The sequence below is a fragment of the Kitasatospora sp. NPDC090308 genome (genome assembly GCF_044769485.1).
Lineage (GTDB): Bacteria > Actinomycetota > Actinomycetes > Streptomycetales > Streptomycetaceae > Kitasatospora > Kitasatospora fiedleri.
On record NZ_JBIVXY010000004.1, the window covers coordinates 364,628 to 379,679 of the forward strand.

Consider the following 15,052-nt stretch of genomic DNA (forward strand, 5'->3'; position numbering starts at 1 on the left):
ACTGGGCCGCGGGTCGGCCCGGCCCCGGGTCAGTCCCGGTGGCGGGCCAGTTCGGCCCGGCCGCGGACGCCGTACTGGCGGTAGAGGCGGGTGAGGTTGGCCTCGACGGCCTTGACGGAGAGGTGGAGGCGGGCGGCGATCTCGCGGTTGGTGGCGCCGGAGCGGATCAGGGTGAGGATCTGCTGCTGCATGGGGGTGGGGTCGGCCTCCAGGGCGTCGAGGGCGGCGAGGGCGGCGGCGGTGTGCTGCTGCCAGGGGCGGCAGCCGGCGGCGGTGTAGCGGGTGTGGGCCTCCTGGAGGGCGGTGCGGGCGGCGGCGCGGCGGCGGGCGCGGCGTTCCAGGGTGCCGAGGGCGAGGTGGGCGCGGGCGAGTTCGAGGGGGTAGGGGTGGGTGTCGGGGAGCAGGGCGCGCAGGGTGTCGGCGGCGCGGCGGGGGTCGGTGGCGGCGGTGAGGTGGGCTTCGGCGCGGTGCAGGCCCAGGGTGAGGACGTCGCGGCCGAGCCGGGCGGCGCGGTCGCGGGCGTCGGCGAGGGCGGCGGCGGCCTGCTCGGGGCGGCCGGAGAGGGCGAGTGCCTCGGCCAGGTCGGCGTCCACCAGGAAGAGCGCGGGGTCGGTGAACTCCATCAGGCGCAGCAGGAGCCGGCAGCGGGCGAGGTGGTCGGCGGCGGCCGGGTGGTTGCCGCGCAGGAGTTCGGCGCGTCCGCGCAGGCCGTGGGCGTAGGCGAGCCATTCGCGGTCGTGGTCGCTCTCGGCGGCGCGGATCGCGGAGTCGAGGAGGTGGGCGGCGCGGTCGGCGGTGCCGCCGTTGAGTTCGGCGGCTCCGCCCAGGACGCGGGCCGGGCCGGGGCTGGGTTCGATGCGTTCGCGCAGGTCGTGGGCGGCGCGGCCGGCGGCGTACGCCTCGGCGCAGCGGCCGGCCCGCTCGTAGACGGAGGCGGCGATGTAGAGGACGTTGGCGAGGTCCTCGGTGCGGCCGGCGGCTTCGACCTCGGCGCGCAGCGCCTCGACCTCGGCGACGGCGCGGGGCAGGTCGCCGCTGCGCAGGGCGGCGACGGCGAGTCCTTCGCGGCAGAACACGGCGGCGGCGGTGGGGGGCCGGCCGGCGGCGAGGCGGCAGCCGCGTTCGAGTTGGGCCAGGCCCAGGGCGGGGTCGGTGAGCAGGGTCAGCGGGGCACGCTGGGCGAGGAGTTCGACCAGCAGGTCGGGGTCGTCGGCGTGGTCGGCGTGCTTCTCGGCGGTGGCGAGTTCGGCGAGTCCTTCGGCGCGGTCGCCGCGGTGCAGGGCGCGGACGGCGCGTTCCTGGTGGACGGCGGCGGTGAGGGCGGGGTGGCCGCCGGTGTCCTCGGCGGCGGCGGTGAGCAGGGGTTCGGCACCGGGGTGGTCGGGGCCGAGCAGGCGGGCGAGCAGCAGGCGGGCGTGCACCCGGACGTCGGCGGCGGGGGCGGCGGCGAGGCGTTCGCCGCAGGCGCGGGCGAGGTCGGGCAGGCCGGCGGCGGCGGCGTTGCGGGCGGCGGCGAGCAGGCGGCGGCTCGCGGTGTCGGGGTCGGGGGTGTGTTCGGCGGCGAGGCGGAGCAGTTCGGCGGCGGTGCCGGGGGCGCCGCGGGTGAGCGCGGTGTCGGCGGCGCGGTGCAGCCGGGAGGCGAGGCGGGGGTCGGGGGCGTCGGCGGCGAGGGCCTGGTGGCGGACCTGTTCGACCGGGTCGGCGGTGAGTTCGGCGAGCAGCCGGTGGGCGGCGCGCAGGGTGTCGGGGGCGGCGTCGGCGAGGACCACTTCGGCGACCAGGGGGTGGCTGAACTGGGGGGTGCCGGCGGGGGTCTGCTGGACGATGCCGTGGCGGCGGGCGGCGGCGAGCGGTTCGGTGACGGTGGCGGGCAGGCCGGTGCCGGTCCGGGCGGCGGCCAGGACGGTGAGCGACTGCCGTGCGGTGTCGGGGAGTTCGCCGAGCCGGGCGGAGACCAGGGCGCGCAGCCGGTGCGGGACGTCGAGCGGGCGGGCCGGGTCGGCGGGCAGCGCGCTCTCACCGCCGCCGGCGGCCAGCGAGCGGCCCAACTCCAGCGCGTAGTAGGGGTTTCCGCCGCTGACGGCGTGCACCCGGGTGAGGGTGAGTCCGCTCAGCCGCAGGCCGAGCCGTTCGCGCAGCAGGGCGCCGGTGCCGCGTTCGCCGAGCGGGCCGACCGGGATCTCGCGGGCGCCGGGCGGGCAGAGCGCGCCCCGCTCGGGTGCGGCGGCGGCGTGTTCGGTGCGTTCGGTGACGGCGATCCGGACCCGGCGGTCGGTGAGGCGGCGGGCGGCGAAGGCGATGACCTGGCGGCTGGCCTCGTCGAGCCACTGGGTGTCGTCGAGCAGGACGAGGACGGGGCCGCGCTGGGCGAGTCGGCGCAGTGCTTCGAGGACGGCCACCCGGACGGCCAACGGGTCGGTGGGGGTGCCGGGTTGGGGGGCGCGGTGGAGCAGGGCGCACTCCAGGGCCTGACGCAGGTGGTCGGGCAGGTCCTCGGCGAGGCCGGGGAGGGCCTCGCCGAGGAGGTCGATCAGGGCGAGGTGCGGCAGGTCCGCCTCGGCGGCGGTGGGGCTGCTGCGCAGGACGGTCCCGCCCGCCGGGCCGGCGTCCTGGGCGAGGGTGTCGAGCAGCGCGGTCTTGCCGATGCCGGCCGGTCCGTGCAGCAGGACGCCGCCGGTGGCGGCGAGGGCGGCGCGGATGTCGGCGAGCAGGTGCGCGCGGTCGACGAGTGGGGGCTCGGTCGGGCCCGCCGGGGTGGTGGCGGCTGCGGCCGGGCCGGGGAGGATGCCGGTCATGGCGGTCAGTGTGCCGCCTCGGAACCGGCTGCGCGAGGGTGTCACCTGAACGCGACACCCTCACGACCCGCCGTTAAGTCCCCTTTAAGGACCGCCTGTTGGGGTGGCCCGGCCGGAGCCGGTCGGACGCTTCCCGGCTCCGGCGGTCGGCTCCGGCCGGTCGGCTCCGGCGGTCGGCTCCGGCCGGTCGGCTCCGGCGGTCGGCTCCGGTCAGCCGACGCTGACGTCGTCGACCAGGAAGACGGTCGACAGGTAGGCGTCCTCCTGGCCGACGAAGCCCAGGTTGACGCTCTGGCCGCGGAAGGCGCTCAGGTCGACGGTCTTCTGCACGTAGCCGGCGGAGGCGTTGGCGTTGGAGTACGTCGCCAGGGCCTGGCCGTTGGCGGTGACCTTGAGCGTGTCGTAGGCGGTGGAGCCGGACTCCTGGGTGGTGACCTTGAGCCAGAAGGTGAGCTTGGGGCTGCCGGTGGACGGCACCGCGACGTTGTTCTGCGCCAGCGTCTCGCTGGCGGTGGAGCCGTAGCCCATCATCCAGGCGTACCAGGAGCCGCCGTGGGCCTGCTGCTGGGTGGAGTTGGTGATGTCGTCGGCGCTCTGGGTCCAGCCGGTGGCGCCCTGCTCGAAGCCGCCGTTGGTCAGCGCGTTGCCCGGGTTGGGGTTGCCGGTGGGCGAGGAGGTGGGCGAGGGGCTGGGCGAGCCGGACGGCGACGGGGTCGGGGTGCCGTTGCCCGGGTCGGGCAGGGCGGTGCCGACGCTGACGGCGGCCCACGCCTTGGAGACCAGGTACCGCTCCTGCGAGTTGGCGCCGTACAGGTCGGCGGCGGCCTGCAGGGTGGCGGTGCGGGCACCGGAGTAGGTGGTGGTGGAGGTCATGTAGGTGGACAGGGCGCGGTACCAGACCGCGGCGGCCTTGTCCCGGCCGATGCCGCCGAAGCTGTCGCCGTTGCACGGGGTGCCGTTGTGCGGCAGGCCGCCGATGGTCTTGGCGCCGGTGCCCTCGGCGGCGAGGTAGAAGAAGTGGTTGGCGATGCCGGAGGAGTAGTGCACGTCGACCTGGCCGGCCCGGCTGCTGTAGCAGGAGAGCGAGGAGCCGTCGGCGGCCGGGTTGTCCATCCGGCGCAGGTAGCCGTTGCCCATGTGGAGCTTCTCGCCGATGTAGTAGTCGCCGGGGTCGGTGCTGTTGCCGGCGTAGAACTCGACCATGGTGCCGAAGATGTCGCTGGTGGCCTCGTTGAGGCCGCCGGACTCGCCGGAGTAGTTCAGGTTGGCGGTGGCGGCGGTGACGCCGTGGCTCATCTCGTGGCCGGAGACGTCCAGGGCGGTCAGCGGGGTGTTGCCGTTCTGCGAGGAGCCGTCGCCGAAGGACATGCAGAAGCAGGAGTCGTCGTAGAACGCGTTCAGCAGCTGGTTGTCCACGTGCACGTAGGCCGGGGCGCCGCGGCCGTCGTTGCGGATGCCGCTGCGGTTGAAGGTGCTCTTGTAGTAGTCCCAGGTCTTGGCCAGGCCGTAGGAGGCGTCGACGGCGGCGCTCTCGCGGCTCGAAGTGGAGCCGTTGCCCCAGGAGTTGGACGACTTGGAGAAGGTCCGGGCGTTCTGCGCGGGGTTCGACTGCGGGCTGTTGTACGAGTCGTAGACGATGGTGCCGCCGTGCGCCGCGTCGGTCAGCGTGTAGCCGCTGCCGCCCTGGCTGGTCTCGATGCCGACCTGGCCGACGTTGACGCCGTTGCCGGTGCCGGTGACGGTCTGCTCGACCTCGTACTGGTCGAGGACGGCGCCGCTGGCCGCGTCGAGCACGACCGCCTCGTGGGAGCCGGGGCCCGCGTCGCCGGTGCCGGTGACGGTGTTGCGGTAGGCCAGCACCGGTACCTTGCCGACCGCCCAGACCACCAGCTGGCTGGTGTCGAGGGTGGTGGTGCGGGCCGAGGTGACGTGCTTGGCGCTGCGCTCGGCGGTGGCCGAGGCGTCCTTGCCGGTCAGCTTCGGGGTCACGCCGGCCACCTTGACGGCGCCCTCGTGCGCCCAGGTGGTCGAGGCGGGCTTGCCGTTCGCGGCGTAGTGCACGACCAGGTCGCCGCCGACCACGGGCAGTCCGCGGTAGGTGCGGTCGTAGCGCACGTGCCGGGCGCCGTCGTTCTCGACCAGCACGTCCTTGGGTAGCAGGCGCTCGTCCGGGCCCAGGCCCAGTGTCTTCGCCAGTGCCCCGGCCTCCTTCTCCGCCCGCTCCATGACCGCGAGGCGGCCCACGACGGTCATCGACTGGAAGCCCGCACCGTTCGCGGTGGTGCCGCTCGCCAGTGCGGGGGACTGCGAACTCGCCGCCACCACGGTGCCCAGGGTGAGGGCGGCCGCAACGGCTGCCGCCAGCGCGGTCTTGCGGTTCATCGGGTTTCCTCCCGCCGGGCCGGGGTTGATGGGGGACGGCCGCGGCACCGATGGGGTGTGGTGTCGCGGCCGGGTTCGGCTCGGCGGCAGGACGCTAGGACCGCGGACCGCCCCCGCGACATGCCCCCGCCGCCCGGCAAGGGCCGGTCAAGGGTGCGCCGCGCCGCGCCCCAGGGGCGCCCCGGCGGGCGGTCAGCGGGCCACCCGGAAGCCGATGTTGCCGCTGGAGCTGTCCGGGGTGTTCGAGGAGCGGGCGGACAGCCGGTAGCGGTTGCAGTAGGAGGCGTGGCACATGTGGGAGCCGCCGCGCATCACCCGGGCGGGGCCGGTGGGCGGGCCGAGCGGGTCGTGGCGGGTGGCGGGGGTGTCGGGGCGGTGGTGGTTGGGGCTGAAGCGGTCGGCGCACCACTCCCAGACGTTGCCGAGCACGTTGTACAGGCCGTGCCCGTTGGGGCGGTAGGAGCGGACGGGGGCGGTGGAGCGGTGCCGGCCGGTGTGGCGGATCGGGAACTCGCCCTGCCAGATGTTGAGCATCTCCCGTCCGCCGGGGGCGAGTTCGTCGCCCCACGGGTAGCGGGTGCCGGTGCGTCCGCCGCGGGCCGCGTACTCCCACTGCGCCTCGGTGGGCAGCCGGGTGCCGGACCAGGCGCAGTACGCCTGCGCGTCGTTCCAGGAGACGTGCACCACGGGGTGCTGCTGGCGGGCGGCGAAACCGCTGCCGGGGCCCTCGGGGGCGCGCCAGTCGGCCCCCTCGACGGCCCGCCACCACGGGGTGGCGGCGACCGGCGGGGAGGCGGCGCGCAGCCGGTCGGTGAGGAAGCCCTCGAAGACGAAGCTGGAGCCGAAGCGCTCGGCGTCGGTGACGTACCCGGTCTCCCGGACGAAGGACGCGAACTCGGCATTGGTGACGGTGGTCGCGGCGATCGCGAACGGCCCGAGCCGCACCTCGCGCACCGGCCCCTCGCCGTCGGCCGGGACGCCGTCCGGGTCCTGCCCGCCCATCAGGAACGTCCCGCCGGGCAGTTCCAGCAGCCCGCGGGCGGCCCGCACCGCGGCGGGGGACGGTGCGACGGGCGGCGGTTCCGGGGTCAGGAGCGGCAGGACGGGCAGGCCGAGGTCGGTGGGCTCGTGTCCGGGGGTGCAGCAGGGGAGCATGACGGCCTCTTCGGTGCGGGGGTTCGGGTGGTTCGGGTGGTTCGGGTGGCCCGGGCGGTTCGGAGTTGCCGGGAAGTGGGGCCCGGCCGGTCGCCGTGGGGGGCGACCGACCGGGGTTTCGAGGAAGCCGTGCGGCCGTGCGGCCGTGCGGTCAGGCGGTGCGTTCGGCGGCGAGGGTCGCCGCGAGGGCCGGGATGCCCAGCGCCTGCTCCTGCGCGGGGGTGGCCTGGTACAGCTTGTTGACCAGCTGGTACGGGTCGGCGTCCAGGTCGTAGTACTCGCGAAAGGCGACCTGGCCGGTGCCCGCGGGCAGGCCGTTCGCATCGGTGTGCAGCTTGTAGTACTCGGTGTACTGCTTGGACGTGGAGAGGTACGAGGCCCAGCTGTGCGGCCGCCCGTCCTGGTGGACGCCCTGCTCCCAGAACTCGACCAGCAGGTGGTCGCGGCTGTACGCACCGAGCAGCGAGTGCCCGTCGACCGCCCAGTCGGGGGTGATCCCGGCGGCCTGCAGGACGGTCGGGGCGATGTCGATGTTGGCCACGATCCGGTGGTCGGCGGGGCTGCCCGCGCCGAGGCCGCCGGCCGGCCAGGACAGGTAGAACGGCACCTCGACCGAGGGCAGGTAGGGCACCGACTTCTTCGACCAGCCGTGGTCGGCCCAGGTGTAGCCGTTGTCGCCGAGGTAGATCACCAGGGTGTTCTGCAGCTGCCCGAGCGCGGCCAGTTTGTCGTGGATGGCCTGTACGGCGTCGTCCACCGAGAGCAGGGTGCGCAGTTGGCGGGCGCGCAGCTGCCGGGCGGTGGCGAGGGTGGCCGTCCCGTTCTGGATCCACTCGGGCTTGTCGCTGCGGTCGGCCTCGTCGACGGACGGGCGGCCGTCCCAGGCCGGGACGGGCGTGTCGGCGTACTTGGGCTCGGGCGTGTTGGGCTCGTGCGAGGCCTTCGGCGCGACGAACGCGAACCACGGGCGCGTGTCGGTGGCGGCCTTGTCGAGGAAGGCGAGCGCGTGGTCGCGGATCACCGAGGTCGAGTAGCCGGGGATGGTGCGCACGGTGCCGTTGTCGTTGTACTGGCCGTTGTTGTAGACCACCGGCGCGGACAGCAGCCACTCGTCGAAGTGCGGCGGGTTGTCGGCCGGGTGCCAGGCGTTCAGGTACTTGCCGAACAGGCCGGTGCGGTAGCCGGCCTGGTGCAGCGCCCGCTGGATGGTGTGCTGCTGGTCGAGGTTGTACGGGTGGCCGTTGTCGCGGACGCCGTGGTGGTGCGCGTACTGGCCGCTGAAGATCGAGGAGCGGGACGGCGCGCACAGCGGCGTGGTGACGTGCCCGGCGGTGAACCGGACGCCGTGGCCGACCAGCCAGTCGACCGTCCTGGGGGTGGCCCACTCGGTCTGCTTGGGCTGGTCGTCGGTGAGGATCACCAGGATGTTCGGCCGGGTGCCCGGCGCGGCGCCGGGCTCGGTGGTGGCGGCGGCCGCGGTGGCGGGTGGGGCGCCCAGGGTCAGGGGCAGGGCGGTCGCGGCGGCGACCGATACCGCGCCGGCCAGGAAGCCGCGGCGGTCCACCTTCGATGCGGCCTTCGGTTCGTCGCGCGGAGGTTCGGTGTTCCGGCTCATGGTGTGCGCACCCTTTCGCGGCAGGAGGGAACGTGCGGGCGGAGCGGGTCGGCGGGCGTCCCCGGCCGGACGGAGCGTGCGCGGCACTGACGGTGAACCTACGGGCGCGCGACGAGGGCCCGCAATTGGCTGCGCGCAGACAACGCACGCTGTTCACGGGCCCGTTGCAATGTTTCGCACACCCGCCGACCGGGGCCCCCGCCCGCCGCCCCGGAAGAAGCCCCGGAAGCCCGGAGGCCCGGAGGCCCGGAAGAAGGTGGCATGGAGTCGTGCATCCGGGGCAGTCGCTGGGTGCGGCGGAAGAAGGGCCCGGCCGATCCCCCCCCCTGTAGGCCGGGCCCCCCGCCGTGCGGTGCCGGTTCCGCGGCGCGGGGCGGTGCGCCGCCGACCGTCCTCCCGTCCCCGGTGCGACGGCCGCGGGCCGGAACGGCATAGGCTGGGCCGCGTGGACGAGGTGGAGACGGTACCGGACGAGGCGGAGCTGCTGCCGGAGCTGGACGGGACCGAGCGCGGGCTGGTGGTGCTGATGTGCGGGCTGCCCGGATCGGGGAAGAGCACGTACGCGCGGGCGCTGGAGCGGCGCGGGTTCGTCCGGCTGTCGATCGACGAGGTGATCTGGGCGCGGACCGGGCGCGACGGGGCGGAGCTGGAACCGGCCGTGTACGAGCGGCTCAAGACGGCCGTGGAACGGGAGCTGTGGGAGGAACTGGTCGGGCTGCTGGAGGCGCGCCGCCCGGTGGTCGTCGACTACAGCTTCTGGAGCCGGGAGACCCGCGACCGGTACAAGGCACTGATCGAAGACCACGGCTGCCGCTGGGAGTTGGTCCGGCTGCGGGCCGACCTGGAGACGCTGCGCCGCCGCCTGGCCGCCCGCAGCCGGCGCAGCGACGCGAACAGCGTGACCGTCCCGGACGAGACGCTGCGGCGGTACTTCGACGCCTTCCAGGAGCCGGTGGGCGAGGGCGAGCGGGTGATCGTCCAGCGCTGAGGGCCGACGGGCCGCCCGGTGCGGGCCGGCCGGTGCCGGTCAGCAGGTCAGCGGGCCAGGTCGCGGACCAGGGTGCTGCTCACCTGCGGGAGTTCGCCGTACTCGAGGTCGTCGCAGTCGACCGGGAGCTGGTGGATGACGGCGGCCAGCCGGGGCGGGAGCTTCACGTCGAGGCCGTCGTGGCACAGGGCGAGGATCTCGGCGAGCACGCCCGCCGGGAGCAGGGTGTCGCGGACGCCTAGGACGTGCTGCGGCGGGCGGGGGCGGGCGGCCAGCGCCTCGGCCTGGCGCCGCCAGACCTCGGCGTCCAGGAACTCGCCGAGGCTGCGGTGCAGCAGGCTCAGGCAGGACGCGGCGGTGTAGGAGCCGCCGCCGGCCGCGAACTGCCACCAGAACTGGGCGCCCTCGCGGTGGCGGGCGGCGTGCAGCAGCGCGCCCAGGACCAGGGCGCCCTCGGGGTGGATGCGTTCGTCGTTGACGAGCAGGTCCAGCGAGGGGGCGGCGGTGGGCATCGCCAGGACCAGCGAGGTGGCCAGGTCGAGTTCGTGGGCGGCCTGGAGGTGTTCGGAGGGGAACGGGCGGGGGGCGGTGAGCAGCCGGTCCCAGGAGACGCCGGGGCCGTCCGGGCCGCCCTGGCCGCCCTGGCCGCCTGCGCGGTGCGGACCGCCGGGGCGCGGGCGGGGCTCGCGGGTGGCGGGTGGGTGGAGGCTGTCCGGTCCGGCGGTCACCGGCGTTCCCTGTTCCGGGCGCCGAGGGCGGCGGCCAGCCGGTCGAGGGCCTGGGCGGCGGTGGAGCGGACGTTGGCCTCCGTGGTGGCCAGGCAGTCGGCGATCTGCCGGTCCGTCAGGCCGAGCAGGTAGCGCAGCAGGACCACGTCGTGGCGCCGCTCCGAGAGCCCGCGCAGGGCGGCGTACAGCTGCCAGTGGTCGGCGGCGGTCTCCGGCAGGTCGCCGGCCCGCTCGGCGGCGACCCGCACCGCGCAGACCCAGAGCGGGACGTGCGCCGGGGAGGGCGGCGGTTCGCCGTCCATCATCCGCTGCAGCAGGGCCGCGCCGACCTCCTCCTTGAGGATCGTCCAGGCCTGGAAGGCCGGGAACTGCTCGCGCAGGATGCGCGGCCACTCCTGCCAGACCCGGCCCTTGGCGAGTTCCACCGCGCCGTGCACCGCGCCGGGGTCGCCCAGGCGGGCGGCGGCGAAGCCGGTCCACGTCCGGTGGTGCGTGTCGCAGAATGCGTCGAACGTCAGGCGGTGCCGGTCGCCCACCGCCCGTTCGCTCTCGTTCACGCCCCACTCCTCCCCGGCGGCACCCTGGTCGCCGCAGCCGGACGCCGGCGCCGGCCGCCGGCACCGGTCGCCAGAACTCGCGTCCCCCACAGGAACAGTAAGGCGCATCAGGTGCCGAAATGGTAATCCGGCACAAGAGGTTTCCGGATCAGCCGCAAGTCACCCTGCCGGAAAACCAGCCTATCCGGGGCGCCGACCGGATCGGACCGACCGATGATCGATTCCGACCGTTTCGCCCGGCCGCGCCCCGGGTGCGACCACCCCCCTTGATTCTCCGTTCGCCCGTATGGGCATAGTGGGCGCAGTGAAGGAGTGACGGACGATCAGGGGGCGCGCGTGACAGACGTGAGCGGACGGACCGAGGGCGTCGAGGTCAACCTCGACATCCACCTGGCGCACTCGGCCCGGATGTACGACTTCTACCTCGGCGGGACGACCAACTTCCCCGCGGACCGGGAGGCCGCCGGCCGCGCCCTGGCCGTCTTCCCCTACGCCCGCTCCGCCGCCCGCGCCAACCGCGCCTTCATGCGCCGCTCGACCCGACTGCTCGCCCGCTCCGGCATCCGGCAGTTCCTCGACATCGGCACCGGCATCCCCACCTCGCCCAACCTGCACGAGGTGGCCCAGCGGATCGCGCCGGACGCCGCGGTCGTCTACGCCGACAACGACCCGATCGTGCTGCTGCACGCCCAGGCCCTGCTGCGCGGCACCGAGCAGGGCGTCACCGCCTACGTCCAGGCCGACGTCCGCGAGCCGGACGCGCTGCTGGAGGCCGCCGCCCGGACCCTCGACTTCGACCGGCCGGTCGCGCTCAGCATGAACGCGCTGCTGCACTTCGTCCCGGACGACGCGCACCGGATCACCGAGGGCCTCAAGGCCCGGCTGCCCCGCGGGTCCGCGCTGGTGATCAGCCACCTGACGCCCGACTTCGCCCCCGACGAGACCGCCCGGCTCATCCAGGTCTACACCGCCGCCGGCACGCCGGTCGCGGCCTGCACCCGCGACCGGTTCGGCGAGTTCTTCACCGGCTGGGACCTCCTCGACCCGGGCCTGGTCGCCACCACCCGCTGGAACCCCTCCCCCGAGGACGACACCGAGCACATCACCGACGCCGGCGCCTCCTGCTACGGCGCGGTCGCCGTCCGCCCCTGACCCGGGCGGGCCGTGACCTGGGCGGGCCGTGACCTGGGCGGGTCATCGGCGGGTCGCGGCCGGGGCGGACGGCGGCAACGGGCCGCCTCGGCCCCGCAGTTCGGCCGGCCGGGCGGTGTCGATGACGTGCGTCCGGCTCGGGAACACCTTCTCCAGCAGGACGCGGTGCACCTCCGGGTCGCGGGCGGCCACCCCGTCGGAGAGCACGTGGGGCCGGTGGTCCCGGTCGGCGGCGTCGAGCAGCGTCGACAGCACGACGCCGCCGGTGCTGATCCCGCTCAGGACCGGCGTGTCGACGCCGCGGGCCTCGAGCCGCTCGTACAGGTCCGTGGTGGCCCCGGTGCCGATCCGGACCTTGCGGACCACGATGCCGCCCTCCAGCGGGGCGAGTCCGGGGTGGAACCGGGTGGCCCCGGGTCTGCCACCACCACCGTTCTCGGGGCTCCGGCCTGACCCCCCGTCACAAATCCCTTGGACGTCCCGGGGCGCGGCTTGCTGCAATGGGGACGCCCACGGCCACGGCCGGAGCCGCACCGGCCCGGGCCGAACCGGAGGGACACCGCGATGGCCGAGATCAGGCTGCACCTGTCGGTGCGCGACCTCACCGAGGCCGACCTGCCGTCCTGCGGCTGGGCCGGTTCGCCCCGGCACGTGCGCGAGCTGGTCCGACAGCTCCGCCGGGCCGAGGCGGGCGAGGTCGACTACCTGGCGGTGTGCACGCCGGTGGGGCTGCCGGTGGCGGTCGGCGGCGTCGACTACGCGGTCGCGCCCGGGGCGGGCACGCTCTGGCAGTTGGGCGTCCACCCGGCCCTGCAGTCCTGCGGGATCGGCACGCTGCTGATCCGCTCCGCCGAGCAGCGGATCGTCGCGCGCGGCCTGACCCGGGCCGAGCTCGGCGTCGAGGAGTCCGACCCGCGCGCCCGCGCCCTGTACGAGCGCCTCGGCTACCGCGCCTTCGGCCGCGCCGCCGACTCCTGGGAGGTGGAGGACGCGGACGGCACCCTGCGCCGCCACGAGACGGTCTGCACCCTGATGCGCAAGTCCCTCGCCTGACGCCGCGCTCCGCGGCGTTCACCGCCGGCGCGAGGCCGCCTCCTGCCGGTGGTCGGCCGGTGGTCGGCCGGTGGTCAGTCGGTGGTGGGGGCGGTCAGGTCGAGGGTGAAGCTGAAGCGGTCGCCGCGGTAGAGGGTGCGGACGAGTTCCAGCGGGCGGCCGGCGGCGTCGCGGCTGCGGCGGTTCAGCAGGAGCATCGGGAGGGCGGGCGGGGTACCGATCAGGAGGGCCTCGCGCGGGGTGGCGAGGACGGTCTCGATGCGTTCCTCGGCTCCGGCGAGGTGGACGCCGCGTTCGCGCAGGTAGCCGTAGAGCGAGCCGGCGGGGTCGAACTCGGCGGCCAGCCGCGGGACGCGGGCCACCGGCAGGTAGGTGGACTCCAGGCCGACGCGTTCCTCGTCGGCGCGCAGCACGCGTTCGAGGTGCCAGAGCGGCTCGCCCGCGGGGACGGCGAGGCGGTCGGCCGTCGCGGGGTCGGCGGGCTGGCGGTCCAGGGCGATCAGGGTGCGGCCGGGGCGCAGGCCCTGGCGGGTGACGCCCTCGGTGTAGCTGGCCAGTGACAGCGGCTGTTCGATCTTGGCGCCGGCCACCACGGTGCCGCGGCCCTGGCGGCGCAGGCGGCCCTCGATCAGCAGGTCGCGCAGGGCCTGGCGGACGGTGGCCCGGGCGACGCCGTACCGCTCGGCCAGGCCGGCTTCGGTGGGGAGCCGTCCGCCGGGGCCCAACTCCTCGATCAGCTCTTCGAGTTCGGCCTTGACCAGGTAGTACTTGGGCACCCGGCCGTGCTCGGGAACGCCGGACCGGGCGGGGGCGAGGGGGGCGCGGGAGGGGCCGTGGTTCACCGGCCCAGGGTAGCGAGCACCCCTCCCCCGCCCCCGGTCCGCCCTCGGCTCGCCCTCGGTCCGGACGTCCACGGAACATCACGAACGGATAACCGGTCTGTACTGAATTTTGGCGCTTGTTCATACAACCGTGGATTCGGCGCGGGCTCGCGCTCGCCCGCCCGGCCCATCCTCGGTGCCGGTGCAACCGCACCGTGACGCTTTCCCGTTGGGAGCCCCCGTGCGCAACTCCCGCTCCACCATGGCCCTCTCCCTCTCCGCGGCGGCCGTCGTCGCGGCCGCGCTGGTCCCGCTGGGCGGCTCGTCCGCCGTGGCCGCCACCGGCGCGTACAACGGTCTGCCGAACGGCAGCAAGCAGGCCAAGACGCTGGTCATCGGCATCGACGGCACCCGGTACGACAAGCTGCTCACGGCGGACGCGCCGAACCTGAAGGCGCTGATCGCCTCCGGCACCACGGCGACGTCCGACCTGTACGCGAACCCGCTGGCGCCGACCCTCTCCGGCCCGGGCTGGTCGACCATCGCGACCGGCGTGTGGCCGGACAAGCACAAGGTGATGGACAACAACTTCACCGGTTCGCGCTTCGACCTGTACCCGGACTACACGAGCCGGCTGGAGAGCGCCGCCCCGGCCGCCTCGACGCTGGTGGTCGGCTCCTGGAACCCGATCGCGACCACGGTCTTCAGCAGCAGGGCCGACCTGCGGGTCTCGGAGAGCGAGAACGACGCGAAGGCCGCCGCGGACACCGCCGACTACCTGGCGCACGGCAACCCGGACTCGGTGTTCCTGCACCTGGACGAGGTGGACGAGGCCGGGCACTCGTACGGCGGCGCGTCCAGCCAGTACCTGGCGGCGATCCACGACGCGGACACCCGGGTCGGGCAGGTGCTGGCGGGCCTCAGGTCCCGTGCCACCTACGCCGCGGAGGACTGGCTGGTGGTGGTCACCACCGACCACGGCCACACCGACGCGGGCGGCCACGGCGGCAACTCGGCGAACGAGCGGCAGACCTGGATGGTCCTCAACGGCCGGGGCTACGCGGCCGGCGCGCACCGCTACGACGTCAAGCCGGTGGACATCGCGCCGACCGTGCTCAAGCACGAGGGCGCGCCGGTCGACCCGGCCTGGGGCCTGGACGGCACGCCGGTGGACGAGATCGTGCCGGACGAGTTCGACGCGCTGCGGCCGAGCCTGCAGACCCGGGTCGACGAGAGCGGCATCGGCGCGACGGTCAAGGGCTTCACCCACACCCCGCCGGCCGGCTGGTCGATCGACAACGCGCGGATGCCGTCCGGCGGCGTCACCGAGTGGCGCGGCTGGGCGTTCGCCACCGACGAGTTCTGGACGGCGGCGCAGCTCGGCCAGAGCCGGGAGACCAACGTCCGGGCCCGCAACGTGTTCGCGGTCGCGGACTCCGACGAGTGGGACGACAAGTCGCACGGCACCGGTCAGTTCGACTCGACGCTGGTCAGCCCGGCCTACTCGGTGGCCGGCCGCACGCACGGCACGCTGTCCTTCGCCACCGACTACAAGGTCGACGGCCCGCAGACCGGCGACGTGTACGTCTCGTTCGACGGCGGCGCCGCGCAGCTGGTGAAGTCCTACCGGGCGGACCTGAACACCGTCGAGCACCTGGACGTCACCGTCCCGGCGGGTGCGTCGACGGCCCGGTTCCAGTTCCGCTACACGGGCACCAACTCGGCGTTCTGGACGGTCGACCAGGTCGTCTTCGGCTGATGCCGCGCCCGGTCCGGGGCGGGTCGCGCCCGGCCCGCCCCGGACCG

Annotated in this window: 12 protein-coding genes; 4 read left to right on the top strand and 8 right to left on the bottom strand. The window is 74.9% G+C overall.

The features are described from left to right. Nucleotides 1–29: 29 nt before the first annotated feature. From ACIQVD_RS12205 to ACIQVD_RS12220, 4 genes are all read right to left on the bottom strand, one after another. Entirely contained in the window at nucleotides 30–2,795 is a 2,766-nt protein-coding gene (locus tag ACIQVD_RS12205) for an AAA family ATPase (RefSeq protein WP_402288287.1), read from the bottom strand. A 210-nt stretch (nucleotides 2,796–3,005) separates the two neighbouring features. Continuing rightward, on the bottom strand, nucleotides 3,006–5,177 hold the full coding sequence (locus ACIQVD_RS12210) for a M4 family metallopeptidase (protein WP_402288290.1): 2,172 nt from the start codon (nucleotides 5,175–5,177) through the stop codon (nucleotides 3,006–3,008). Nucleotides 5,178–5,369: 192 nt separating this feature from the next. Continuing rightward, the gene (locus ACIQVD_RS12215; RefSeq protein ID WP_402288293.1) at nucleotides 5,370–6,332 is read right to left on the bottom strand and encodes a formylglycine-generating enzyme family protein; all 963 of its coding nucleotides are present in this window, start codon (nucleotides 6,330–6,332) and stop codon (nucleotides 5,370–5,372) included. 151 nt (nucleotides 6,333–6,483) lie between these two features. Further along, a complete protein-coding gene (locus tag ACIQVD_RS12220) occupies nucleotides 6,484–7,947 on the bottom strand; it encodes a sulfatase (protein WP_402288296.1) in 1,464 nt (487 codons plus the stop codon). Nucleotides 7,948–8,392: 445 nt separating this feature from the next. On the opposite strand from ACIQVD_RS12220, the gene ACIQVD_RS12225 reads away from it, so the two are divergent. Further along, the gene (locus ACIQVD_RS12225; RefSeq protein ID WP_402288299.1) at nucleotides 8,393–8,935 is read left to right on the top strand and encodes an AAA family ATPase; all 543 of its coding nucleotides are present in this window, start codon (nucleotides 8,393–8,395) and stop codon (nucleotides 8,933–8,935) included. 47 nt (nucleotides 8,936–8,982) lie between these two features. Here the strand turns inward: ACIQVD_RS12225 and ACIQVD_RS12230 are convergent, their stop codons facing one another. Together ACIQVD_RS12230 and ACIQVD_RS12235 are read right to left on the bottom strand one after the other, a co-directional pair. Beyond that, nucleotides 8,983–9,663, bottom strand: coding sequence for a hypothetical protein (locus tag ACIQVD_RS12230; protein ID WP_402288302.1), 681 nt, complete (start codon nucleotides 9,661–9,663; stop codon nucleotides 8,983–8,985). Continuing rightward, a complete protein-coding gene (locus ACIQVD_RS12235) occupies nucleotides 9,660–10,220 on the bottom strand; it encodes a sigma factor-like helix-turn-helix DNA-binding protein (RefSeq protein WP_402288305.1) in 561 nt (186 codons plus the stop codon). Before ACIQVD_RS12235 ends, ACIQVD_RS12230 begins: the two co-directional genes overlap by 4 nt. Nucleotides 10,221–10,556: 336 nt before the next feature. Here ACIQVD_RS12235 and ACIQVD_RS12240 point away from each other — a divergent pair, with 336 nt between their 5' ends. Further along, nucleotides 10,557–11,372 (top strand): SAM-dependent methyltransferase, encoded by an 816-nt coding sequence (locus ACIQVD_RS12240; RefSeq protein WP_402288307.1) that lies wholly within the window; start codon nucleotides 10,557–10,559, stop codon nucleotides 11,370–11,372. 42 nt (nucleotides 11,373–11,414) lie between these two features. Here ACIQVD_RS12240 and ACIQVD_RS12245 read toward each other — a convergent pair whose 3' ends face one another. Further along, nucleotides 11,415–12,023 carry a cysteine hydrolase gene (locus tag ACIQVD_RS12245; RefSeq protein ID WP_402288310.1) on the bottom strand — a complete coding sequence of 203 codons (609 nt, stop codon included), beginning with the start codon at nucleotides 12,021–12,023 and terminating at the stop codon, nucleotides 11,415–11,417. Here ACIQVD_RS12245 and ACIQVD_RS12250 point away from each other — a divergent pair. Continuing rightward, nucleotides 11,937–12,425, top strand: a complete 489-nt coding sequence (locus ACIQVD_RS12250) for a GNAT family N-acetyltransferase (RefSeq protein ID WP_402288313.1) — start codon at nucleotides 11,937–11,939, stop codon at nucleotides 12,423–12,425. The two genes, ACIQVD_RS12245 and ACIQVD_RS12250, sit on opposite strands and share 87 nt — an antisense overlap. A 74-nt stretch (nucleotides 12,426–12,499) precedes the next feature. Here the strand turns inward: ACIQVD_RS12250 and ACIQVD_RS12255 are convergent, their stop codons facing one another. Further along, nucleotides 12,500–13,267: a GntR family transcriptional regulator gene (locus tag ACIQVD_RS12255; protein ID WP_402288315.1), complete on the bottom strand. Its 768-nt coding sequence runs from the start codon at nucleotides 13,265–13,267 to the stop codon at nucleotides 12,500–12,502. Between the two features lie 220 nt (nucleotides 13,268–13,487). Here ACIQVD_RS12255 and ACIQVD_RS12260 point away from each other — a divergent pair, with 220 nt between their 5' ends. Next, the gene (locus tag ACIQVD_RS12260; RefSeq protein ID WP_402288318.1) at nucleotides 13,488–15,005 is read left to right on the top strand and encodes an alkaline phosphatase family protein; all 1,518 of its coding nucleotides are present in this window, start codon (nucleotides 13,488–13,490) and stop codon (nucleotides 15,003–15,005) included. Nucleotides 15,006–15,052: the final 47 nt, after the last annotated feature.